Consider the following 21,946-nt stretch of genomic DNA (forward strand, 5'->3'; position numbering starts at 1 on the left):
AGCCGACGGAGCGGGCGCTGCAGAGGAGATGACGTCAACCGGGTCTTCGCCGTGTGCGGTGGCGGTCAGCCGGAACCGTCCCGTGGCGCCTGCCGTGCCGCGCACCAGCAGCGAGGCCGCGCCTGCCCCGGCGGGAACGGTGATCTTGTCGTGGGCGAGCAGCTACGCGACGATGTCGGCCCGGTCGGACTCCGGGTGTACCTCCGTCCCGCCGGTCGGGGCGGGGAAGTCGGGGTGGCGGCGGCGCCAGTTGACCACCGCTGCCCGCCCCACCCCGACGCTGCGGCCCGCACTCGCGATCCGGTGCCGCCCGCCATGACCTGGTCGCCGACGCGCAGTTCGGTGGGCGGGCAGTCCACCACCCTGCGCCCCGGGCGGGACCCGGACGACCGCTTCCCCCTCACGCGCAGCAGGCCGCTTGTCCGCCGGCTCACAGGCCGCGGCGCGCGCGATTTATTGGAAGCCGCCCTCGTCAACCAGGCGCACCGCCAGCGGGGACAAGTAGGTGCCGACTACCTCGCCGCGTGTCTGCCGGCCACGCGAGGGTCAGGGGTGGAGGTAGTCGCCCAGATAGCGGCGGGCCTCGGCCTCACTGGTGCCAAGCGCGGTTGCTACCTGTTCGATCGCCACCTCCTGGGCCGCGAGCTCATGCACCGCGTCCTGCCCGGCCTCGGCGACGACGTACCGGAGATCGGCAAGCGCCTTGAGCGCGACCAGTGGTTCCCCGAAGGCCAGGCCGTCGAGACGGGAGACCAGTGCGGTGAGGAGCTCCATGAGATCTGCGGGCAGCTGGACGGCCGCGTCCCGGACGACCGACAGGTGCGCCTCGTAGTCGGCGACCGGCCCGGACACGTCGATGTCCGCCTCGTACAGCGGCTTGTCGCCCGGGAGGAGAGTCCAGTCGAGCGGGTACTCGGCCACCCCACGCCAGCCGCACGAACAGCTCCCCCGCAGCGCTACGGCCCGGGGCCGGCCGTACCTGCCGTCGTAAGCGTGCCACTCGGACGACGACGGCATATTCGGACCGCTGCCCACATCGAAGTAGACCGGGCCCGGCTCGGCGCCACCGGCCAGCAGCACCCCCACCGATCCCTCGTGCGCGGCCCCCAACGCCTCCAGCACCCTGTCCACGACCAGCTCCTTCCCGCGATGCACGGCCGGGCCAGCCGAGTAGGCCGGTCCAAGGCCCTCAGACTGCCCTGGCAGGGGCGCAAGCATCCTGAGATCCACCAAATGCGGTACGGGCGGGACCGCGCGTCGGCCGGCCATTGCGTCCACTCCAGCTGGGCTGGGGCCCAGCAGGTCGAGCGCCTCGCCCTCCCCGCGCGCCTCGGCGGTCGAGCTGGGGGCCGGCAGGGGCCAATGCAGTTGCCTTTGAGCCGCGGGGATCGTTGCCCCGCATGTGACGGGGTGGAGGCCAGCGGGTGCGGATCGGGATCCTGACGAAGGTGTTCACCGCTGAGCTGGTGGACGCGGCGATAGCCAAGCACGACCGAGCCGAACGGCGGCGACCCGAGCAACCGCCGAGCCGGAAGACCGGTACTCAGGGGAACCCGAGCCTCGTCACCGCCTAAGGAGTAGGTGACGAGGGACCGAGAATGACGATCGGCTCCTCGGCTCGGGCCCGGGCGAGAGCAGTGGCGGCCTCTACCTCGTCGCGGGTCCCACGACGGCGCCAAGGGCCGCAGCGCGCCGGGGCTGCGGGCTCAGGTCAGCCGAGCCAGTCTCGGAATCGGGCGTGGGATGGTCCGCATGTGCCGTCGGCCAAGGCGTCCTCGTAAGCCTGCCTGGCTGCGGCTTCCCTCTCTTCCGCCGAAGTGCCGGCGGACGTGAGGGACCCTGAGCCGACTGCGTAGGTCGCGCATCGTGGATCGACCGGCTGAACGGCGTACCACCCGAAGGCGACGACGGCGGCCAGCGTGGCCAAGGTGATGAAGCGGCGTCTGGGTGTGTGGAAGAACGGGTTGGTCACCTATGGATGGTACGGAGCGTGTCTGACCTGCCGGCCCGCGCCCTGCTCCGTCACAGACAGGGCGACGATCCCCCGCAACTCAAAGGCAACTGCATTGGCCAGCAGGGGCAGCTGCTTCTCAAAACCGTCCGCCGACGGCCATGCAGAACCGAGCCTCAAAGCCAGGCCGCCGCCTCACTCAAGGCCGCCCTGCGCGGCATGTGCATCGCAGCCGGCTCCCCCACCCCCGACGAGATCTGCTACCAGCACCTGACACTCAGCCCCCGCCGGGTCGCGCGCGCCCTGGTGAGCGAACGGCCCGAGCGGGACCTGGCCGACTGGCCGTTCGTCGCCGCCCTGGCCACCGCCCTGCGCGGGCAGCCCGACGACGTACGCCCCCTGTGGCACGCGCCACCCTCGTCGAATGCGGGCCACTCCCCGCCCGCCTCGGCAAACGGCATCCCTTCACCGACACCGTCACCGTCACCGACCTCGAAAACGCCTCGACCTCCACCACCACAAACCCGGCACCCTCCCCCGCCACACCACCTACCTCCACCAGCGCACCGCTGGCCGCATCGGCAGCCTCACCCGACTCATCCGACAAGCCGCCATCACCGCCATCCACAACGGCACCGAACGCATCACCAAAACCACCCTGGACACGGTCCGTCTCGACCACCATGCCGAAACCACACACCAGCCCAAAACCCGCCGATCAGGCCCCTGAGCAGCCTTAGGACAGAAGTAGCCCTGAGCTCATCTATTCACTCTTCAACCCAGTACCTGTCTCGGGCAGGACCAGCAGCCGTCCTCAACACGGTCTTTCCGCCGCCTCGAGGACACGTGCATCAGAAAGCTGCAATCAGCGGGTCCCGAACCACCAGATCAGCGTGGCGACCCCAGACGATCCGGCCGCAGCGCCAGCTCCGCGTACGGCGGCGAACAATGCCGTACGGCCGAGACGGCGCATTGTGCGCCTCTTCATTCGATCGTTTCGGTTCATTCCGATGCCCCCTTGGAGATCGTTGCCCGGCTCCGCTTGCCGGGCGCTGACCTGAGGTTCCAGCCCAAACAAGGCTGGCGTCCGAAAGGGAGGACGCTCCGGACGAACGGCCTCTAGGCTCGCAGGTCAACGAGGTGTCCGCCTGGGTAGCTGCGGACACGACGGACAGCCACCGGGAGCACGGATGCCGGATCCGGCGCAGGAACTGAACGAGCAGCTGCGTGCCCTCGAGGGGCGGCCAAAGCGTGCACGGAAGGCTGCAGGGCTGCCGTGGTCGAGGCGGGAGGCCGCGCGCTCGACGATACGCACGCCGTACGCAGTCACCGTCAGGTTCCAAGCGATCAGCGGCTGGCTTGCCGTTCCACCGGCGCGCGCGACGGTGCCCAGCCCCAGCAGTAGCGAGCACCTCCTCGCCCTGGTTCATGTCTGGAGTGACTGGGTTGGGGAAAAGCTGAACGAGCGGTACTGGCGGAACCTCCTGGAGGAAGCGCAGCCGTCAATGGCAAGAAGCAGCCAGCAGCTCGCCTCGCCGACGGACCATCGGCCGACTGCAGACGGTCAGGAAGCAACGGCGGATGCGGAACGCACGAAGGCACTGGGGCTCGCAGGTCGGCGTTCTCTCGCACGACGGCTTACTCGGTTGAGTGGTACGCCAGCAGATCGGCGGGACGATGTTCTCGAATGGCTTATTGCTCAGGAGCAGGCATTTGTGGAGGTTCCCCTCGGGAGCGTGCGGGTTCTGGTGGCGCCCATGGGTGCAGGCAAGAGCGAGGAAGCGGAGCATTGGTGGTGCGCGGGGTTGATACGGGCGCAGGCGGATGCAACTGTGGCGGTGCCGGTGTGGCTGGAGGCGCGGGACCTGGAGCAGCGTCAGCTGGAAGCGGCCCTGAGTGGAGATCTGGAGCGGGAATGCCGGATCGTCATTGACGATCTGGATCGGCTGAGTCCGTGGGATGCTCATGAGGTGCTGGCCCAGGCAAGGCGGCTTGTTCTGACATGGCCTCGGCTCAGTGTTCTCGCAACGACTCGGCCGGGGGCGGGTGAGGTGGACGAGCGCGAGCATATCGAGGTCGCGCCATGGCCTCATCAGCGCGGTCTGGAGTTGCTCCGCCTCATCGTGGGTGACCTGGCCTTCCACGCCGTCAAAGAACACGAAGCCCGGCAGCTCCTTACGAGTCCCCTCCTAGTCCACGCGTTGGCAAGCCGGTTGCGTGCCGGCGGTGACGCAAATGTGTCGACGCAGGAATTGCTCGCTGGTCTGGCAAGCTCCGTTCTCCGACAGCAGCGGCGGCCGGTCAAGGACGAGGTGTGGGGCGGCCTCGTACGACTCGCCGCCCTGGTCATGGACTCAGCCGGACAAGTCCGGGCCTCCTCGTTCGGGCGGGACAAGGACGTCTGGGAGTTGGAGGAGACTGGGCTGGTAGTCCGGGACGACGGCCAGCTTCGTTTTGCTCTGCCACTGTTCGAGCAGCACTTCGCCGCGCAGGCACTCCAAGATGGCATCACCCAGCTTGAAGAGGCTGCAGCCCCTGAGAGCTTCCCTCGCTGGCGCTACGCGGTCGCCTTCGCGATCGACACTGCTGCGACGGACAAGGCGGTGGAGTTCATGTCACGTCTCGTACGAGCAAACGCTGCCGCAGCGTCATGGGTACTCGACGAGGTCTCGCCAGCCGGGCAGCGAGCACACCAGGTAGGCAGCAAGCACCAAGACTCCAGCCAGGAGTCAACACTCGTGGCAGGTAGATGGCTCAGGGAAGCCATGCAGGCCTGGACCGACGGTCTCGGCAACCTGCCATCCCAGCTGACGCGTCAACACCGAAGCGTGCTGGAACCGTGGGGGATCCGGCTCGAAGGCGACTTCATGCTGCTTGCCGTAGGTCGCGAAGGTGTGCTTGAGGCGGATCTCGTAGCACGTCCGGACCTTCAGTTCGGCGCCGGCCTGCAGTCAGAGTTTCACAGCATCGAAGGCTTCACCCTGCCTAAGGATGACCTCTCGAGATGGACCTGGGCACGCAATCGGCTGCGTACGGCTCTGTCGCTCCGCATCCAGCGGAGGCTACTGCCCGTGCCATCCGGCTCCCCGCTCGCGGCCGAGCGGATCCAGTTTCTCGCTCGTCGAGTCCTCTCCGGCCGCCGGCTCCCGCAAGGCGCTCCGATACCTGTCCGTGAGCTCCGGCTGGAGGTGCAGACAATGCTGAAGCAAGTTGAGATCAGCCAGTGGTGCACCTGGCGGACAGCGGGCGACACCATCGACTCCGACGACGTCCGCTGGCTCCACACCGAGCTCCAGCACATCCGCGATGAGACCCTCGCCGCTCCATACCCGCCCGCGGATCAAAGAACGGGGGCTCGGTTCGTCTGGCAGGCCTACTCCCCTGAGCTGACGTGGTCCATCGCAACCACCGTCCTGCAGAATGCGCTCATCGGATATCAGCAACTCGTAGAGGCGAACTTCCCCCGGTTCGGGCACGCACTGGCCCTATACAGCATCATGCCGGCCCGCGCCGATGGCCTCGTGATCACGCCAAGCCCGGACGAGACCGCCGATTTTCCCCCGATCCTGGAGTACACGCTCCACACGGACAGCACGGCACGTGACTGCTACAAACCCGTGGTGAACCTCGACCTGATTCAAGAACCTGACGTACCACCCAGGCAGTGGACGCACCTGGCCCAGGGCACATCAGCTGCATTCCGAGTGCCCGAAGTCAGCCAGGAAACAATCATCCTGCGCCATGAACGGCCGGCCACAAACCTCGCCTACAGCTGGCTCGCACGCGACCTGCACGCAATCGGCTGGCTGGAAAACGGTTCCCCCTACTTCGGGTAGCAGACGGCGAGCATCGAGGAGTGTTGCCCTGGGAACCGACAGCGGAGGAAGACAGCGCTCCGCACCTCACCCCCGAACCCGCAACCCGACTGTCCGATCCCCCCGACCTGCAGAAACAACCCGAGAGGCCAAAATCGCGCTCGGCTCTTTAGACGCAGACGACATCTGCGACACCCGGTTGGTTCTCAACCAAGCTGCAACACTCCCAGACCAAGCCGCGGCTGGCGTCACACAAGCCGTTCTCGACCAACCTGCAACACCCCAGCTCGCCAGGACCCACACCTCGCAAGTGCTCTCCCCCTCAGCGACAGGACTCCGTCTACGTCCTGCGGGAGAAGAACGGCTTCTACGAGGTCGAGCTCCACGGCGACTCGGAGACCGGCCTCAAGTGGGGGACGAAAGGGTGGATCACCAAGCACGTGAAGCCTCACGTATGCATGACGCTCGACTAGTTCACCGTGAGGAGGCCGAGGTCGAGTCGGCATCTATCATGCCTCTGGCCTGCCTGATCGCGTCCGCCATCAAGGGAACGTCGCCTCGCACGGTCCCTCAATCGGGGTCGAAGCCCGCCAGCAGTACCACTAACGCGAAGGCGGGGCGTTCCGGGCAGGTCAAGCGCCGCGACCGGCTCGAGCGCCGTACCGTTCGAAACTCTCCCCGCACTCGGCATCGACTGGGCCAGGCATTGGCAGCCTGACCCTCCCCGCCAAGGTCGGCCGCCGGCCGGGACAGCACGCCGGAAACCCTGACGGCCGCCTCCGTACGCACCATCGTCCGACTGGATAGGGAGACACGATGTCCATCCTCCTGGATGACTCTCGCTACAGTTGGAACAGATATGGCGTACGCCCCAACCCGGCGGACCTCTCCCGCGCACGCGGGAAGGTCCGCTGAGCACCACCAGCGCTGCTCGGTGGGTCGTCATCCTCGCGTGCGCGGGGAGCGGTCCGTGAAGCCGAGTGGGCTACCCAGGGGGTGGCGTACGCCGTGGAGGAGACGGCCTTCGCCTGGAAGCAGGTGGACCGTCGCCACAACAAGGAGCGGCCTCTGCCCGGCCTGGCAAAAGACAGGGCAGAGACCGCTGGGTGACACGCGCACCATCACCCGAACAGTGCTGCAACACTGCCGGGACGGCGCCTCCTGATGCTGATGCATCAGGAGGCGCTCGGCGTTCTACAGGTGGCTGCCGAGGTACTCGTACAGCCACACCACGAACTGGATGAACCAGTGCGCGGCCTCACCAGCGAGACCGGCCAGGAAGGCCGAGATCGCACCGGCGAGCAGCAGGTGCATGGTGCTGCTCTCACCCCCGGGCTTCGGCGCCACGTCCTCCGACTTCTCGGACGGCGTTTCGTCTTTACCGGGCATGGGAGCCCTCCATTCGGATCGGTGTGCAACGGGTGACACGCCGGCCCAACGGACCGCGAAGAACCGGCGCTTCAGGAGCTGCACACACACCCGAACGAGTGGAAGCCAGAGTATCGACCCCGCACGGGCCAACCCCAATCCGCAGACCGCGCAAGCGTGTTGCGCCTCCCTGCGGCCGACCGGGACTTCTCGTAGAAAACTGCACGTCAGGACACGTCCTTGGGCCAGCAGTAAGAGCTGCTGCCGTCGCCGCCCCTTGTTCCAACTCAAGGAGTGAACTTTTTCGCGCCCTAGACGCCTGACCTGCGTGTTTCCAAGTTGCTCGGAGTGGAATCCGGAGCTACACCAACGCGTACGCGAGGGGAAAATTCACCCCTGCGGGGGCGCCCAGGGCCGGCCACACGACAGCGCGGGCCGCCACCGTGTGGTGGCAGCCCGCGCCGGGGGTCGGTCAGAGAGCCTGCTCCCGCCCTCGAAGGCGCCCCAGCCAGGATGCCCACCAGCGGCCTGAGGCGTCCTGGCGTTGCGGCGGTCAGGGCCGGGTGAGGAGGGCCAAGGCCAGTGAACAGACTCCGAAGGCGGCCAGCGTCAGGCCGATGACGCGCCGGCGCAGGCGGGCATAGCGGTGGCTGTACTCCTGGCGTAGTTCCGTGGCCCTCGCGACGGTTGCTGCGAGCATCTCGCGGCGCAGGCGCAGGTGATGCTGGGCGAAGCGGTCGCTGATCTCGTCCTGCTCGCGGGGGCCGAGCCAGGTGAGGGCGTCGGCGAACGCGCGGCCCTCCTCGCGTGCCTCGCGGAGGGCGGCCTGGCTCATCAGGTACCCCTCGATCCTTGCCAGCCCGGCCGCCGCTTCCTCCGGGCGTTCGGTCATCGCCGCCTCCTACCGGGGCTGCTCCGGGTTCTTGCCGCGCAGGGACCCTCGGGGGGCGGAGGCCCTGTCCTGGTCAACGACATCGCGCTTGTGGTCCTCCCGGTAGTCCAGCGCGGCGATCTCCGGGTAATGGAGGTCGAAGGCCGGGGACTCGGACCGCACGCGCGGCAAGGTGAGGAAGTTGTGCCGTGGCGGCGGGCAGGAGGTGGCCCATTCCAGGGAGCGGCCGAAGCCCCACGGGTCGTCCACCTCCACTCGAGGCGCGAACTTGGCCGTCTTCCACACGTTGTAGAAGAACGGCAACGTGGAGAGGCCGAGCAGGAAGGCACCGATGGAGGAGAGGGTGTTGAGCGCGGTGAAACCGTCGACGGCGAGGTAGTCCGCGTACCGGCGGGGCATGCCCTCGGCACCGAGCCAGTGCTGGACCAGGAAGGTCATGTGGAAGCCGATGAAGAGGGTCCAGAAGTGGATCTTCCCCAGACGCTCGTCGAGCATGGTGCCGGTCATCTTCGGCCACCAGAAGTAGAACCCGGCGAACATGGCGAAGACGACCGTTCCGAAGACCACGTAGTGGAAGTGCGCCACCACGAAGTAGGAGTCGGTGACGTGGAAGTCCAGGGGCGGGGAGGCCAGGATGATGCCGGTCAGGCCGCCGAAGAGGAACGTCACGAGGAAGCCGACCGACCAGAGCATCGGCGTCTCGAACGAGATGGACCCCCTCCACATCGTGCCGATCCAGTTGAAGAACTTCACCCCGGTGGGTACCGCGATCAGGAACGTCATGAAGGAGAAGAACGGCAGCAGCACGGCCCCGGTGGCGAACATGTGGTGCGCCCACACGGTGACCGACAGCCCGGAGATCGCGATCGTGGCGCCGATCAGGCCGAGGTAGCCGAACAGCGGCTTGCGGGAGAAGACGGGGAAGATCTCGGTGACGATCCCGAAGAACGGCAGGGCGATGATGTAGACCTCGGGATGCCCGAAGAACCAGAACAGGTGCTGCCACAGCAGCGCGCCGCCGTTGGCCGGGTTGAACACCTGCGCGCCGAAGCGCCGGTCGGCCTCCAGGACCAGCAGGGCCGCCGCGAGGACGGGGAACGCGAAGAGCACCAGCACCGAGGTGAGCAGGATGTTCCAGGTGAAGATCGACATCCGGAACATCGTCATGCCGGGCATGCGCATGCAGATGATCGTCGTGATGAAGTTGACCGCGCCGAGGATCGTGCCGAACCCGGACATCGCCAGGCCCATGATCCACATGTCGCCCCCGACGTAGGGGGTGCGTTTGCCGCTGCTGAGCGGCGTGTAGGCCGTCCAGCCGAAGTCGGCCGTTCCCTGCGTGGTGAACAGGCTGGACACCACGATGATCCCGCCGAACAGGAACAGCCAGAACGACAGCATGTTCAGACGCGGGAAGGCCACGTCGGGCGCCCCGATCTGCAAGGGCATGATGGCGTTGGCGAACCCGGCGAAGGTCGGTGTCGCGAAGAACAGCAGCATGATCGTGCCGTGCAGCGTGAACACCTGGTTGTACTGCTCGTTGGAGACGATCTGCATGCCCGGCCGGGCCAGCTCCGCGCGCAGCAGCAGCGCGAGGATGCCGCCGATGACGAAGAAGCCGAACGAGGCGATCAGGTAGAGGTGGCCGATCTTCTTGTGGTCGGTGGTCGTCAGCCAGGTCACCACCACGCTTCCCCAGGAACGGCCCCGTACGGGGATCGGCGTCACGGGCTCGGTCGACGTCGCCATGGACGGTTCCCTTGTTCGAGGGCACACGGACGGATCACGCGCCGCTACCCGGCCAGGGCCTTACGCGCGGCTTACACATCTACTACGGAAAGTGACCGCTAGCTATCAAGGAGGCTGGTCGGTGACCCGCTTGGCCCACTGCTGGCTCCGAGCCGTTCCCATCGCTTCGTCACAGCCACAGGGGGACGTTCCCCGGTCTGGGGCAATGACACGGTCGTACGGCTGGAGGAAGTCTGGGACACCCCCCAACTTGCAGTACCCGCTGACCGGCCGGAAGCGGTTCACGCCCCTCTACGCCAGCGCGGAACCCGCGACGTCCGCTGCTCCACCCGACGCACCCTCACCCTCACCGCCCAGGCCGAAGCCACCGCGCACGGCTTCCACACTGCCCTGGAAGAGATGGCCGCGAGCGTACGCACGACCGCCGGCGTCGCTCTCCGCCCGGAGCCCGTCCTCGTGTAACCGGACCCGCTCACGGAACGCTTGCCTCGCCGCGTCAGACCCCCACCCTGCGGATACCTCGTGCACCCGGGAGACGAGCCGGGCAGCCACGGCAGCGGCCCTGATGTTCTTCTGGGCACCTGTCTGACGCAGCTCGTCAACATCCGCCGCCCGGCAGGGCGCCGCGGCGGTCCACGCCGCCCCTCGATCGGTTGCGCGGCACCTCGATGTAGTCGGGCCCGTGATCCAAACAGAGCCTGGCTAACGCGCGACGCGGTAGCGGATGTGGGTCACCTCGGGGGTGGCGACCGTGCGGTCGGGGACCAGGCCCATCGACGGGTCGACCCCGTGGAGGAGGCGGGTTCCGGAGCCGAGGACCAGCGCGGCCAGGGGGATCTCCAGCTCGTCGAGGAGGCCGGCGGCGAGGTATGCCCGTACGGTCTCGGCGCCTCCCGAGATCTGGACGTCCTTGGCCCCGGCCGCCGCCCGCGCCCGGTCCACAGCGGCTCGCGGGCCGTCCGTGACGAAGTGGAACGTCGTCCCTCCCCCGCGGACCCACGGGGCGCGCGGTGTGTGGGTGAGGACGAAGACCGGGGCCCGGAACGGCGGCGGGTCCGGCCAGCCGGCCTCTCCCTCAGCGAACATCCGGTGGCCCATCACATACGCGCCCGCGCGGGCCAAGGCCTCTTCCACCACCTCGGCGGACGCGTTGCGCTCGCCGCCGCCGGGAAGGCTCTGGCGTTCGCGCCAGGCCTCGACCGAGTAGAGCCAGCGGTGGATCTTCATGCCGCCGTCGCCCAGCGGGTTGCCCGGGCCGGCGTTCGGGCCGGCGATGAAGCCGTCGAGGGACATGCCGCTGGATGCGAAACCGTGCTCGTGCGAAGACCCCGTCTCAGGCGAAGAATGTTGTCAGCAGCGGAGCCAGGGCGGCCGGGTCGACGTCGTGGGTCTGCCCCTCCAGGGTGGCGTGGCCGGCCGTCGGCAGCAGCTCGGCCAGGGCCCGGGCGCCGGCTTGGAGCGAGGGGTCGCTCGCGCCGCCGCCGACTGCCAGCACGGGAATCCGTACCGAAGCCCAGCGGTCCGCCGAAAGCGGGCGGCCCGACATGGTGTCGCCCATGACGGCGCCGTCGTACGGCAGGGTGTGCGCCACCGAGCAGAGCCGCTCCCAGGTCGCGGCGTCCGCGCGCATCGGAGCGAGGTACTCCGCGGGGATGCCCACGGCGGCGGTCATGAACACCTCGACGGCCCCGCCGCGGTCGCCCCGCGCGAGCGCGCCGCGCAGGCGGTCGAGGTAGTCCGCGGGGAGCGGCGGACGGGCATCGTCGAGGACGAACGGCGGCTCGTAGAGGGCGAGCGCGGTCATCGAGACACCGTGGGCAGCCGCCTCCAGGGCGAGCACTGCGCCCGAGGACATGCCCATCACGCCGGCGGTTGCGCCGACCGCGTCGATGACGGCCGCCAGGTCCTCGAACTCGCGGGCCACCTCGTACGGCGCGGTGTCGCCGCTGTCGCCGCGGCCGCGCCGGTCGTACGTCACCACCGTGAACCGGTCGGCGAGGAGGCGGGCGAGTTCGACCCACTTGGCGTCGTCGCGGACCTGGAAGGCGCCGCCGACCAGGACGAGGGCCGGGCCCGCGCCGATCCGGTCGAACGCGATGACGGTCCCGTCGCGGGATACAACCTTCTGCACGGCAAACCCCCATGAACAGTTATGTGGACGGCGTCCACTTTCTGTCCGTAGGCTATACCTATAAGTAGACGCTGTCCACATCTGAGGGAGGAAGCGAATGTCCTCGAAGCCACCGGGCACCGAACCGCCTGCCAAGCGCAGCACGTACCGGCATGGAAACCTGCGCAACGCCCTGCTCGACGCGGCGCTGGAACTGGCCCGCGAGGGCGGGCCCGATGCCGTCTCGCTGCGCGAGGTCACCCGGCGCGCCGGGGTCTCGCCCAATGCCGCCTACCGGCACTTCGCCGACCGGGGTGCCCTGGTCCACGGGGTCTCCCAGGCCGCCATGGCCCAGGTCGCGCTCATGATGGAGGCAGAAATCGCCCGGGCAGCCCCCGCCGCCAGCGCCGACGACGACCCCGCCGGACACGCTCGCGCACGGTTCCGCGCCGTCGGGACGGGCTACATCCGCTTCGCCGTGACCGAGCCGGGCCTGTTCCGCACCGCCTTCCACGTCCCGGCCGACATGGCCTACGCCACGGACACCACCGCGGCCGGGGCAGGCGGGCTCACCCCGTTCGAACTGCTGGGCACCGCGCTGGACGGCCTCGTGGAAACCGGCCTGCTGCCCGCCGAACGCCGCCCGGGCGCAGAATTCCTCGCCTGGTCGGCAGTCCACGGCCTGGCGGTACTGACGATCGACGGCCCACTACGCGGCATCACCCCGCAACAGGCCCACGACGCCGGGCAGGACGTGATCGCGATGATCGAACGCGGCCTCTAGTCTTCCGAGTCAGGAATACCGACGACCGGGCTGCAGCCGCCGTGCTCCAGACATACGGAGGGCCGGGCCAGGCCGCGCTCGACTCCGTAGCACTCCAAGGCATCGACCCGGTCGTCGCCATCGCCCACCTCGAAGCGACCGCAACAAGCTGCACCCCTCGCGGGCGACGTGACGCTGACCCTCTTCCGAGGGCGCGACCAGGGGCCGGAGTCGGAGCGGGCCGCGGCCGGTACACCGCGCCCCGGTACAGAGTGACCACCCTGGCCATGCCGCCGAGGAACGTCAGCACGAAGTCCGCCTCCACCAGCCCGAGGCAGCCCGCCCGCCGCGATCAGGGCACCGGCCAGCAGCAGGCCCCCGGCCGCGATCCGGTCCCGGTCGGACAGCGCCCACCAGGCCGCCCGCCCCCCACTCCGCCCACGCGTCGATACCCACCGCCCGGGGGCCCCGGCCGTCACCGGCCCCGTCCCAGGCTCGAGGTCTGGGCGGCCGTCTGCCAGTGCGCCGGCACCGCAGGCGCGGCCTGGCCAGGGGCCGCGCCGGTGGGGTTGTGGTGGAACAGAAACAGGCAGCGGAGGCGGAGACGCGGGGACCGTCGGGAACCGGAGCGCCAGGCGGGGTGGTCAGGACGCGCAACGTGGCGCCGACCATGCGGCCCGCCAGTTCACCGGGCGAACCCTGCTGCCATGCGGTGCTGCCCCCCCCCCAGCCCGGCCAGGCGGTCGCGCAGTCCCTGCTCTTCCTCCAAGCCGCGGGCGGTGGGTCGGCTGTCTGGGTTATATGTGCTCGATCCGGGCTCGTACCGATCGCAGAAGAGAAAACGACTTTTGATGCCCTTCGACTGGACCGGGAGACGAGCACCCTGCGGGACCGCAGGAAAAACCGCCTCTGAAATCGGGCAGTTGGGCACTACCGTCGGTGCGATGACAACACGATCCATGCCGGCAGGACAGCCAGTGACCCTGACCGATGCACCGATGCGTCAGGCCCGTAACTCCGCCGCCTTTTGGGCCGCGACCGGCCGAAGCCGGGGCCACGCGGTCATCCGCCGCCGCGGGTTCGTCGCGGTCGACGGCGACCTGCGCGCCGGCCTGCGGATCCTGATCCAGGAGCCGGACCTCGACCCGGACGAGCTGGCCGAAGTGAGCGAGCTGGTACGCCGCGCCCCGGGGCCGGCAAACGTCGAGGATCCGTTCAGCTCGACCGACCTGAGCCACCTGAACCTGCGCAGCTGGCAGATGCCGGTCATGCTGCGGCCCCCCGGCCCGGTCGGTGAACCGGCATTGGAGGTGGTCTGGGCACGGCGGACCGAGGACCTCCAAGCCGCCGAGCGGATCGTGATCGAAGGCTTCGAGCTGGCCGGATTCGAGCCGTACCGCCCCGGCGAGCTGTTCCCGGCGGCGCTGATCGAGCACCCGGGCGTGGACGTGTTCGTCGCCAGGCACGACGGCGTGCCCGTGGGAGCCGGCGTCAGCGTCGTGGACGACGGCATCGGCAGCCACTACTGGATCGCGACGTCCCAGTCCTTCCGGTCGCGCGGCGTGGGACGGGCCGTCATGCTCGGCTCCCTCGCGCCCCTCGCGGACCTCCCGCTCACGCTCACCGCGTCGAAGCTGGGCAGACCGCTGTACGAGTCGCTGGGCTACACCGTCGCGGCCCCCTCGACCTGGTGGGCCTCGCACTGATGCCGACACCGCCGCGCTAGGTCGTGTCCGATGGGTCGCGTGACTCCGACTCTGGTGGATCGTTGCGGTCAACGTGGGGCGGAGTGATCTTTCGGATGAGGAATGGGCTCGGCTGGAACCTCATTTGCCGAGGAATGTGGGTCGGGGTGGGCGGTGGCAGTGTCACCGCCGGGTGATCAACGGGGTCCTCTTTCGGCAGCGGACTGGTCTGCCGTGGCGGGATCTGCCGTCCCGTTTCGGGAAGTGGAAGACAGTTCACGACCGTCATCGCAGGTGGTCAGCGGACGGCACGTGGGAGAAGATCCTGCGAGCCTCGAAGAGGGCGGGGGCGAGCGCGTCGGGGTGGACGGGGCCGAGGGTGGTGAGCGGAAGTGACCGGTTGGGGTCAGTGATGGTTGTCGTCGCCCGCCTCGCACGAGCACTTCGCGCCGTCCATCAGGTTGTCCAGGTCTGCGACGGCCGTGATCGTGGTGATCGGCGGTTCCGGTTCGCAGACCGGACGCGTGAAGTACGGCAGGTCACCGGGGAGGGGGCCTTTCGGGGAGAGTTCGACCATGACGGCGGTTCCGCCTTCACCAGCCCGAGATGCCCCCGCCCGCCACCAGCCCGCCGCAACCAGAGCGCCAGCCAACAGCAGGCCCTGGGCGTCGGCTGTTACCAGCCGGTCGGCAGCACGCCCTCGCAGTAGCTGCCGTAGCCCGCATAGCCGTCGGTACCCAAGCGGACCAGCCAACCGCCGGTCCGGCGGCCTACGACACCATCAACCTCGAGTGGGGTGTCGCTGGCCTTCAGCCTCCGCTGCATCTCCCTGACCGCCGCCTCCGTCTTCGGACCCCAGTAGCTGTCCTCACGGAGCCCGGCGTAGTACATGTTGTTGTGATTGAGGATGTGCTGCACGCACCACACACCCGCACCCGACTCGGCATAGCCGTAGCCGACGTAGCTGGCGTTGTAGTTGGCGCTGGCGGTGCCAGCGGTGGCGCCGACGGCCAGTACAGTCCCCGCTGCCATGATGCCTATGCGAGTCGCGGTCTTCTTACGCACGTCAAGGACCTCTCGGTTCTGTACAGCTCCCCCTGAGCCGTTAGTTGAACCATAGATCACTTTAGTCAACTACCGTCCATCCAATAGGCATTGAGTAGGTAATAGGTTTGCGCGGCCGCGAAGCCGGCACCGCTACCCTTCTCCAGGCCTCGCGACGCCGCCACAATCGCCGCGCTTCTGCGCACCCGCCTCGATAGGCCCGACAGCTTGGTGTGGTGGAGGGCTACCAGGCCCCGCTGCGGCGGCGGGCCGAGAACAGGATCACCTGCCCGTACAACACCGAGGCCAAGGTCGCGCCACCAAGGTGTTCCCCCTCTGCCGGTAGGTACACCTGCAGCGTAAGGCCCTGCGCCCCGTCTGCCGATCGGTCCGCTGTGGCGATCTCGCGCAGGGTCGTGGTGAAGGCCTGGAGGGCCGCGGTGGCGCGGTCGGTGGCCCACAGCACGCCGTAGTCGATGGTGGGTGCGTCCCGGAACGGTACGAAGACGATGCCCGGTCGGGGCCTCGGCGGACGTCGTCGGGGAACTGACCGCACTCAAGGAGAACGGGGCACACGTGCTCCTGTTCGGCGGCTCCACGCTCGCCACTCACCCGGCCGAGCACCACCTGGTTGTAGCGGGCGGCCAGTTTGTCGAAGCGGGTGGCGATCGCGCGGAACTGCTTCAGGCGGCCGAAGCAGCGTTCGACCACGTTGCGGGCCTTGTAGAGCTCACGGTCGAAGGCCGGCGGTCTGCCGCCGGCCTGTCCGCGCCGCAGCCGGTTGGCCTTCTGGTCCGCCCGCTCCGGGATCACCGCCCGGATGCCCCGCCTGCGCAGGACCCGGCGGATCGCCCGGGACGAGTACGCCTTGTCCGCGATGACCGCGTCGGGCTTGCGGCGGGGGCGCCCGACGCCGGTCCGGGGAACCCTCAAAGCTCCCAGAACGGCGTCGAAGACGGTCGAGTCATTGACGTTGCCCGCAGTGACGACAACGGCCAGAGGCAGGCCTCGGCCGTCGCAGGCGAGATGGACCTTGGTGGTCAGCCCGCCGCGGGACCTGCCCAGCGCCTGGCCAGCCGCCTCACGTGCCGGATCTTCCAGTTCGTCCCCCGCCGCCGCCCCCTTTTGCGGGCACCGGCGGCGTGCTGGTGAGCCCGGCTGATCGTGGAGTCGACCGACACGGTCCACTCCACGGCTCCGACGGAGTCGTCGCGGACTTGGACCTGTTCGAGCAGGCGGGCCCAGGTGCCGTCCGCCTCCCAGCGGGCGAACCGTTCATAGGCCGTCTGCCAAGGCCCGTAGCGTTCCGGCAGGTCACGCCACGGGGCACCGGTCCGCAACCGCCACAACACCCCGTTGATGACCTGCCGATGATCCCGCCACGGTCGTCCACGTCCATCAACACCAGGCAGCAGGGGTGCTATCCGCTCCCACGCCACATCCGTCAGCTCACCACGACCCACCACAAGATCAATTATCAGACAGTGCCTAGACCCTCCGATAGTGCCGGAACGGTCCCCGCGGGTCCTCGGCGTCGACGAGTTCGCCTTCCGCAGAGGCCGCACCTACGGCACCATCCTGGTCGACGTCGAGGCTGGCCGCGTCGTGGACGTCCTGCCCGACCGCACATCCGAGACCTTCGCCGCCTGGCTGCGTGAACATCCCGGCGCCGAGATCATCTGCCGCGACCGGGCCACGGCATACACCCGAGCGATCAAGGAAGCAGCCCCCAACGCAGTGGAAGTCGCCGACCGCTGGCACCTGCTGCAGAACCTTGCCGCCGCGGTCGAGAAGACCTGCCACCAACACCGCACCTGCCTGCGCAAACGAGCCGACGAAGAGACCGCCGGGATACCCGAGGCGCCCCCGCTGATGAAGCTCCCGCTGCACGAGCTGCCACGGACGCCGATCCTCGAACGGACCCGCCACCGCCACGCCGACGTGCACAAACTCGTCGCGGCAGGCTGGACCGTCAGCGCGATCGCCCGCCGTCTGAAACTCGACCGCAAGACCGTCCGACGGTTCCGCGACACCGACCTCGACCAGCTCCTTGCCTCCGCCTATGAACGCCGCCCGGAGGGAGTACTGGAGCCGTTCAAGCCGTACTTGAACACCCGCTTCACCGAAAGCCTCGGCCACGTCAGCGGCAGCCGCCTGTTTCTGGAGATCCGCGAACGCGGCTACCGCGGCAGCCGCCAAGTCGTCCGCAAACACCTCGCTGCCCTCCGCGCCGGCAACGCCGAACCCGTCCGAGCCGACCTCCCCAGCCCCCGCAAGATCACCAGCTGGATCATGCGACCACAGGACACCCTCCCACCCGATCTCTCCCGCCGCTTGCTGGACGTGCGGATCGCCTGCCCCGACATCGCCCGAGCCTGCGACCTCGCCCGCGCCTTCGCCGAACTCCTTCGGAACCGGCGCGGCTTCCTCCTAACCGAGTGGATCCGCCAGGCCGAACAGGACGCACCCAAGCCCATCAGCGGCTTCGCTGGCTTCCTCCGCGGCGACCTCGACGCCGTCACCGCTGGCCTGACCTTGCACTGGAGCTCAGGAGTCGTCGAAGGCCACGTCAACCGCGTGAAAACACTCAAGAGAGCCATGTACGGCCGGGCCTCATTCCAACTGCTCCGGATACGCATCCTTACCCGCCCGTGATCTTCACGGGGTTCAAGCCGAGCAGCGTCAGGAGAGCTGTGTGGGCTAGAAGGGCGGATGCCAGTCATGCCAGTTCGGCGCGTAGCCAGGCGGGGGCCAGTGCTCTGAATGACCGGGGTACATCCACTGACGGCCCACCCACTCACATTCCGGGATCGCGCCTTCCCAGTCGTCGGTGCAGCGGTCCGCCCAGGCCCGGCCCACCATGACCGGCCGGGTCACCACGCTTCCGGCGGCCTCTTGTACCCGCACGACCAGACCGAGCCCGTTGGCTCCAGGGTTTCCCCGCGGACCGTACCTCACATCGAGCACCCCACAATCGTGAGCATGCAGGAGGAACCGCTCCAGATCGGCCGGAACGCAAGCGGTCAACTCTCGTCCCCAGAGCGTCACCTGGGGGCCATGCACTGGGTCGACCGCGACGCAGAACAGCAGGCCGTCGGCGAAGTAGGCATACACGGCAGGCTGCGCAGGCCCAGTACCGAACTCCACACCCAGGATTTCCCGAAACGATGGGTCAGCCTGGAACCGACGCAGTTCGGCCATGCCCGGCAGCACCGCGGCGACCTCAGTGATAGGCATGCCGAAGCACAGCGGCCCGACGCCTTCCAGGGGCATCAATTCCCAGTCGACCCGCGCTGGCCTCTTCCCAGCACCTTGAGACTCTGCTGCCGCCATCTGTTCACCCGCCCCCGCCCACGCACCGAGCCTCCCCGCTTCCCGGCGATCTACATCACCCTGGCATTACACCAGGCTCAAGATCGTTCACGGAACTCCGGTCAGAGCCAAAATTCGAGATCCGCATCAGCGTTCCAGTGCCGGAAGCTGGTGCACTGATAGCCGGTCCGGTCCTCCACCGCCAGCTGCAGCGCGGAGACTGCCACCCCCATCGGGAGTACTTGCGGCACCGCGGCCGGAGAGTCGGCGGCGTGTGCGGTCGTGGAGGGAAGGGACAGGGCAAGGGCAGCGGCGGCCGCGAGGGCAGCCCGCGAGATCGTGATCATCACGAGGCGGTTGTATCTGCCGCAGCACCGTCAGCGACAGCACGAAAGGGTCGTTTCACCCGCGAGAGGCGCACTGTTCACCGGCGAAACGGCACTTCAAGCCCTCCCAGAGGCGCTGCGGCCCTACAGGGATCCGTGCCGGTTCCTGCCCCGTGCGCCCATAGCCGTTCGACAAGCCGCACACCACGGAGCCCGGCCTGGTGATGGCTGGACATCACCGGCGGGGATGACCGCGTCGCAAGCGTCCCGGGCGGTCCGGGGGCTCAGGCCTGCGCCGGGATCCCGGTAGGGAGCGCGGGCCCGTCGGTAGCCGCCCACGGGTAGGTCATCCTGATGCACCCGCGAGTGTGCGCAGCGTTCGGGTGAGTCTGTGGATCAAGGAGCTGACGGTGTGCCGGGCGCGTGGGGTGTCGGCGTGGAGGGTGTTCAGGTGGAGTCCGTGGTGGTTGCGGTGGAACCAGAAGAAGGTTCCGTTGGAGGCCGGATACCACAGGTGGACTCGTGCAGTGTGCGTTGACGGGGTGTCGGCCCCGGGTGCGGTGCGGAAGTCGAGGTAGGAGAAGAAGTGGGCGGGGCGGTGGTCGGTGGCGGTGTCGCCCGCGCGGCTGAGGAGCTGCTGTGCGCGTGCGGAGTGAACGGCGGCATGTCGGCGTCCGGCTTCGTACCCGTGGCGTGCTTCGGCGATCAGGGTGTCGGTGGAGGCTCGGTGGGGGGCGGCGATCTCGATGGGGACGGCGTTGACGAACCAGCCGATGGAGTGCGCGTACTGGTCTGGTCCGCGCCGGTTGACCGGCATGAGGGCGCGGTAGGTGTCGGGGCCGCCTTCGTCACGGACTGAGGCGGCCGTCGCGGCGAGGAGTCCGGTGAGCAGGTTTCCGCCGGACGCTCGGCACGCTGTCTCCACCCGTTGCGTCAGGTGGCCGGGCAGCAGGCTGTGGGTGCGGTTGACCGACGTGTAGGAGCGGTCCGGCTCGACGCCGAGGTCGAGGGGGAAGGTGGGGAGGAACGGGGCTCCGTCGGTGGTGAAGTCTCGCCAGTGCCGCAGTTGTTCGTCGGTGGCGCGTAGTGCGCGGTTGTAGGTGCGTTCCTGTTGTGCGAAGTCCAGGTAGCTGCCGGCGTGCGTCGGGTCAGGCTGTCGGTTGTGGGTGAGGTCTTCGTAGGCGCGGGTGAGCTCTGCGACGGTGATCGGGGCGGACAGGACGTCGGCCACCAGGTGGTCGTATACGACGTGGACCGTGGTCGAGTTTTCACGGACGACGGCTCCCATGACGACCAGGGGGCCCGTGATCGGGTTCACCTGCCGCAGAAGCCGGTGCAGGTGGGCGCGAGTGGAGGCGCGTGAGGGGAGTGGTCGTGCCTGGACGGGTTCGAGGCGTGTGTCCGTGGGTGCACAGACGCGGACGGAGACACCCCATGCGGTGGGGAGGCAGTGGGTGCGCAGGACCTCGTGACGGTGTGCCAGGTGCAGGAGGGCGGCTTCGAGTGCGGGCAGGTCGAGGAGGCCGGGCAGCTCGAAGCTGCAGGCGATGGCGAAAGTGGTCGGCCGGTTCGCCTGGTGCGCGGACCAGGCTGAGGCGAGGTGAACGGCCTGGCTGTAGCCGGTGGGGCGCCGGGGAGCCGGTGCGGTGGGGGCGTCGGGGAAGGTGAGGTGCCAGGTGTGGGCGTGGCCTGGCTCGATCTCGGCCTCTTCTGCCGGCAGCTGGATCACGTGGCGCCTTTGGTGGTGATGCTGCCCGTGCACACCGGCACGTGCTGGTAACCGCTTTCGATCAGTACTCCCTGTCGGCGCAGGGCGGTTTCCGCGGTGGTGAGCCGGAGATCGGGAAACCGGTGGAACAGTGCGGTGAGCGCTTCGGTGGCCTGCAGGCGGGCAAGGGGCGCGCCGGGGCAGTAGTGGGGGCCGAGGCCGAACGACAGGTGGCCGGTGTGCCGGTTCAGGTGCGCTGTGGCGGGTTGCGGGAAGGCGGCCGGGTCGCGGTTGGCGGCCGCCAGCGCGATCAGCACGACGGATCCTCGGGGAATGACGGTGGTCTCGAGGGTGACGTCGTCTAGGGCGAAGCGCCAGACGGAGACCGGGAAGGGGCTGGTGATGCGGAGCAGTTCCTCGGTGACGTAGCGTGCGGTGGCTTCGTCGCGGAGGGCGTGGCGCAGTGCGGGGCTGCGCATGATTTCGATCGCTCCGGAGGCGATCAGTGTGGTGGTGGGTGAGATGCCGCCGGAGAAGAGGCCCCAGGCCACGGAGAGGAGCTCTTCGGTGGAAAGGCGTCCTTGGGTGTGGGCGTGGGTGAGGTGGGTGAGGAGGTCGTCGGCGGGGTGGCGCCGTTTGTGGCCGACGATACAAGTCCACAGGCCGAACAGTTCGGTCCTGGCCCGATGCACGGTGGGGTGTTCGGGGTCGTGGGCCCTGATCATTTCCAGGGTCAGGTGGGTCAGCTGCTGCCGCGCTGCGGCCGGGATCCCCAGGATCGCCGCGGTGACCCGTACGGCGAGCGGGCGGGCGTAGTCGGTGACCAGGTCCGGGCGGGTGGTGGCGGCCAGGTCGTCCAGGAGCTCGGCGCAGGTCTGCGCGATGAACGGCTTCCATCGCTGCGCGGCCGTGCGGGACAGCAGGGGGGCGAGGATCTTGCGCAGGCGGTGGTGGTCTGTGCCGTCGCTGTTGAGGAGGTGGCGGCCTTCGGCGGAGAAGATGTCGTCGGGGTAGCGGCGGCCGCCGAAGCCTTGACGGGGGTCGGGCAATCGGCGCATGTCGTGGGCCAGGCGTGGATCCGTCAGGGCCTGTCGTGCCTGGGTGGCGCCGGTGATCAGCCAGGCGACGAGGTCGCCGGGCAGCACGACCTGTTGGACGGGAGCCTGCTCCCGCAGGTCTCTGAAGGCCGTGGTCGCGTCCCAGGACGAAGGGTCGCCGGTCAC

Annotated in this window: 18 protein-coding genes and 2 pseudogenes; 5 read left to right on the forward strand and 15 right to left on the reverse strand. The window is 68.7% G+C overall.

Going from position 1 to position 21,946, the window contains the following annotated elements:
• Positions 1 to 546 precede the first annotated feature (546 nt).
• Positions 547 to 1,131, reverse strand: a complete 585-nt coding sequence (locus ACZ6Y1_RS34935) for a hypothetical protein (RefSeq protein ID WP_469639674.1) — start codon at positions 1,129 to 1,131, stop codon at positions 547 to 549.
• 580 nt (positions 1,132 to 1,711) lie between these two features.
• Complete coding sequence (locus ACZ6Y1_RS34940; RefSeq protein ID WP_469639676.1) at positions 1,712 to 1,972, reverse strand: hypothetical protein; 261 nt, start codon at positions 1,970 to 1,972, stop codon at positions 1,712 to 1,714.
• A gap of 1,169 nt (positions 1,973 to 3,141) precedes the next feature.
• Between ACZ6Y1_RS34940 and ACZ6Y1_RS34945 the strand changes: the two genes are divergently transcribed.
• Positions 3,142 to 5,787 (forward strand): hypothetical protein, encoded by a 2,646-nt coding sequence (locus ACZ6Y1_RS34945; protein WP_469639678.1) that lies wholly within the window; start codon positions 3,142 to 3,144, stop codon positions 5,785 to 5,787.
• A 1,173-nt stretch (positions 5,788 to 6,960) separates the two neighbouring features.
• Here ACZ6Y1_RS34945 and ACZ6Y1_RS34950 read toward each other — a convergent pair.
• The 5 genes from ACZ6Y1_RS34950 to ACZ6Y1_RS34970 form a co-directional block, all read right to left on the reverse strand.
• A complete protein-coding gene (locus ACZ6Y1_RS34950) occupies positions 6,961 to 7,155 on the reverse strand; it encodes a hypothetical protein (RefSeq protein ID WP_469639680.1) in 195 nt (64 codons plus the stop codon).
• Between the two features lie 532 nt (positions 7,156 to 7,687).
• Positions 7,688 to 8,026 carry a hypothetical protein gene (locus ACZ6Y1_RS34955; RefSeq protein ID WP_469639682.1) on the reverse strand — a complete coding sequence of 113 codons (339 nt, stop codon included), beginning with the start codon at positions 8,024 to 8,026 and terminating at the stop codon, positions 7,688 to 7,690.
• 9 nt (positions 8,027 to 8,035) lie between these two features.
• Positions 8,036 to 9,775 carry an aa3-type cytochrome oxidase subunit I gene (gene ctaD / locus ACZ6Y1_RS34960; protein ID WP_469639684.1) on the reverse strand — a complete coding sequence of 580 codons (1,740 nt, stop codon included), beginning with the start codon at positions 9,773 to 9,775 and terminating at the stop codon, positions 8,036 to 8,038.
• Between the two features lie 702 nt (positions 9,776 to 10,477).
• Complete coding sequence (locus ACZ6Y1_RS34965) at positions 10,478 to 11,068, reverse strand: dihydrofolate reductase family protein (RefSeq protein ID WP_469639686.1); 591 nt, start codon at positions 11,066 to 11,068, stop codon at positions 10,478 to 10,480.
• 40 nt (positions 11,069 to 11,108) lie between these two features.
• Positions 11,109 to 11,906, reverse strand: a complete 798-nt coding sequence (locus ACZ6Y1_RS34970; protein WP_469639688.1) for an alpha/beta fold hydrolase — start codon at positions 11,904 to 11,906, stop codon at positions 11,109 to 11,111.
• 97 nt (positions 11,907 to 12,003) lie between these two features.
• Here ACZ6Y1_RS34970 and ACZ6Y1_RS34975 point away from each other — a divergent pair, with 97 nt between their 5' ends.
• The 3 genes and pseudogenes from ACZ6Y1_RS34975 to ACZ6Y1_RS34985 all read left to right on the forward strand — a co-directional run.
• On the forward strand, positions 12,004 to 12,669 hold the full coding sequence (locus ACZ6Y1_RS34975) for a TetR/AcrR family transcriptional regulator (RefSeq protein WP_469639690.1): 666 nt from the start codon (positions 12,004 to 12,006) through the stop codon (positions 12,667 to 12,669).
• A gap of 956 nt (positions 12,670 to 13,625) precedes the next feature.
• On the forward strand, positions 13,626 to 14,354 hold the full coding sequence (locus ACZ6Y1_RS34980; protein ID WP_469639692.1) for a GNAT family N-acetyltransferase: 729 nt from the start codon (positions 13,626 to 13,628) through the stop codon (positions 14,352 to 14,354).
• A 73-nt stretch (positions 14,355 to 14,427) separates the two neighbouring features.
• Positions 14,428 to 14,697, forward strand: a pseudogene (locus tag ACZ6Y1_RS34985) (transposase); the annotation flags it as partial.
• A 42-nt stretch (positions 14,698 to 14,739) separates the two neighbouring features.
• Here ACZ6Y1_RS34985 and ACZ6Y1_RS34990 read toward each other — a convergent pair.
• The 4 genes and pseudogenes from ACZ6Y1_RS34990 to ACZ6Y1_RS35005 all read right to left on the reverse strand — a co-directional run.
• The gene (locus ACZ6Y1_RS34990) at positions 14,740 to 14,910 is read right to left on the reverse strand and encodes a hypothetical protein (protein WP_469639752.1); all 171 of its coding nucleotides are present in this window, start codon (positions 14,908 to 14,910) and stop codon (positions 14,740 to 14,742) included.
• 98 nt (positions 14,911 to 15,008) lie between these two features.
• A complete protein-coding gene (locus ACZ6Y1_RS34995) occupies positions 15,009 to 15,398 on the reverse strand; it encodes a peptidoglycan-binding domain-containing protein (RefSeq protein WP_469639694.1) in 390 nt (129 codons plus the stop codon).
• 223 nt (positions 15,399 to 15,621) lie between these two features.
• The gene (locus ACZ6Y1_RS35000) at positions 15,622 to 15,843 is read right to left on the reverse strand and encodes a hypothetical protein (RefSeq protein WP_469639754.1); all 222 of its coding nucleotides are present in this window, start codon (positions 15,841 to 15,843) and stop codon (positions 15,622 to 15,624) included.
• 167 nt (positions 15,844 to 16,010) lie between these two features.
• Positions 16,011 to 16,840: pseudogene (locus ACZ6Y1_RS35005) on the reverse strand (IS5 family transposase); the annotation flags it as partial.
• Between the two features lie 13 nt (positions 16,841 to 16,853).
• Between ACZ6Y1_RS35005 and ACZ6Y1_RS35010 the strand changes: the two are divergent.
• Positions 16,854 to 18,032 (forward strand): ISL3 family transposase, encoded by a 1,179-nt coding sequence (locus tag ACZ6Y1_RS35010; RefSeq protein ID WP_469639746.1) that lies wholly within the window; start codon positions 16,854 to 16,856, stop codon positions 18,030 to 18,032.
• A gap of 45 nt (positions 18,033 to 18,077) precedes the next feature.
• On the opposite strand, the gene ACZ6Y1_RS35015 is transcribed toward ACZ6Y1_RS35010, so the two are convergent.
• The 4 genes from ACZ6Y1_RS35015 to ACZ6Y1_RS35030 form a co-directional block, all read right to left on the reverse strand.
• Entirely contained in the window at positions 18,078 to 18,650 is a 573-nt protein-coding gene (locus tag ACZ6Y1_RS35015; protein WP_469639696.1) for a hypothetical protein, read from the reverse strand.
• A 161-nt stretch (positions 18,651 to 18,811) separates the two neighbouring features.
• Positions 18,812 to 19,039, reverse strand: a complete 228-nt coding sequence (locus ACZ6Y1_RS35020; protein ID WP_469639698.1) for a hypothetical protein — start codon at positions 19,037 to 19,039, stop codon at positions 18,812 to 18,814.
• A gap of 322 nt (positions 19,040 to 19,361) precedes the next feature.
• On the reverse strand, positions 19,362 to 20,744 hold the full coding sequence (locus ACZ6Y1_RS35025) for a condensation domain-containing protein (protein ID WP_469639700.1): 1,383 nt from the start codon (positions 20,742 to 20,744) through the stop codon (positions 19,362 to 19,364).
• On the reverse strand, positions 20,741 to 21,946 hold the full coding sequence (locus ACZ6Y1_RS35030) for a cytochrome P450 (protein ID WP_469639702.1): 1,206 nt from the start codon (positions 21,944 to 21,946) through the stop codon (positions 20,741 to 20,743). Before ACZ6Y1_RS35030 ends, ACZ6Y1_RS35025 begins: the two co-directional genes overlap by 4 nt.

The sequence above is a fragment of the Streptomyces sp. NPDC053432 genome, from assembly GCF_055585365.1.

What these genes read in the sequence shown, in the direction of transcription:
- ACZ6Y1_RS34945 (WP_469639678.1), top strand. Translation starts at nt 3,142, where the DNA reads ATGCCGGATCCGGCGCAGGAACTGAACGAGCAGCTGCGTGCCCTCGAG.
- ACZ6Y1_RS34950 (WP_469639680.1), bottom strand. Translation starts at nt 7,155, where the DNA reads ATGCCCGGTAAAGACGAAACGCCGTCCGAGAAGTCGGAGGACGTGGCG.
- ACZ6Y1_RS34955 (WP_469639682.1), bottom strand. Translation starts at nt 8,026, where the DNA reads ATGACCGAACGCCCGGAGGAAGCGGCGGCCGGGCTGGCAAGGATCGAG.
- ctaD (WP_469639684.1), bottom strand. Translation starts at nt 9,775, where the DNA reads ATGGCGACGTCGACCGAGCCCGTGACGCCGATCCCCGTACGGGGCCGT.
- ACZ6Y1_RS34965 (WP_469639686.1), bottom strand. Translation starts at nt 11,068, where the DNA reads ATGTCCCTCGACGGCTTCATCGCCGGCCCGAACGCCGGCCCGGGCAAC.
- ACZ6Y1_RS34975 (WP_469639690.1), top strand. Translation starts at nt 12,004, where the DNA reads ATGTCCTCGAAGCCACCGGGCACCGAACCGCCTGCCAAGCGCAGCACG.
- ACZ6Y1_RS34990 (WP_469639752.1), bottom strand. Translation starts at nt 14,910, where the DNA reads ATGGTCGAACTCTCCCCGAAAGGCCCCCTCCCCGGTGACCTGCCGTAC.
- ACZ6Y1_RS35015 (WP_469639696.1), bottom strand. Translation starts at nt 18,650, where the DNA reads ATGCCCCTGGAAGGCGTCGGGCCGCTGTGCTTCGGCATGCCTATCACT.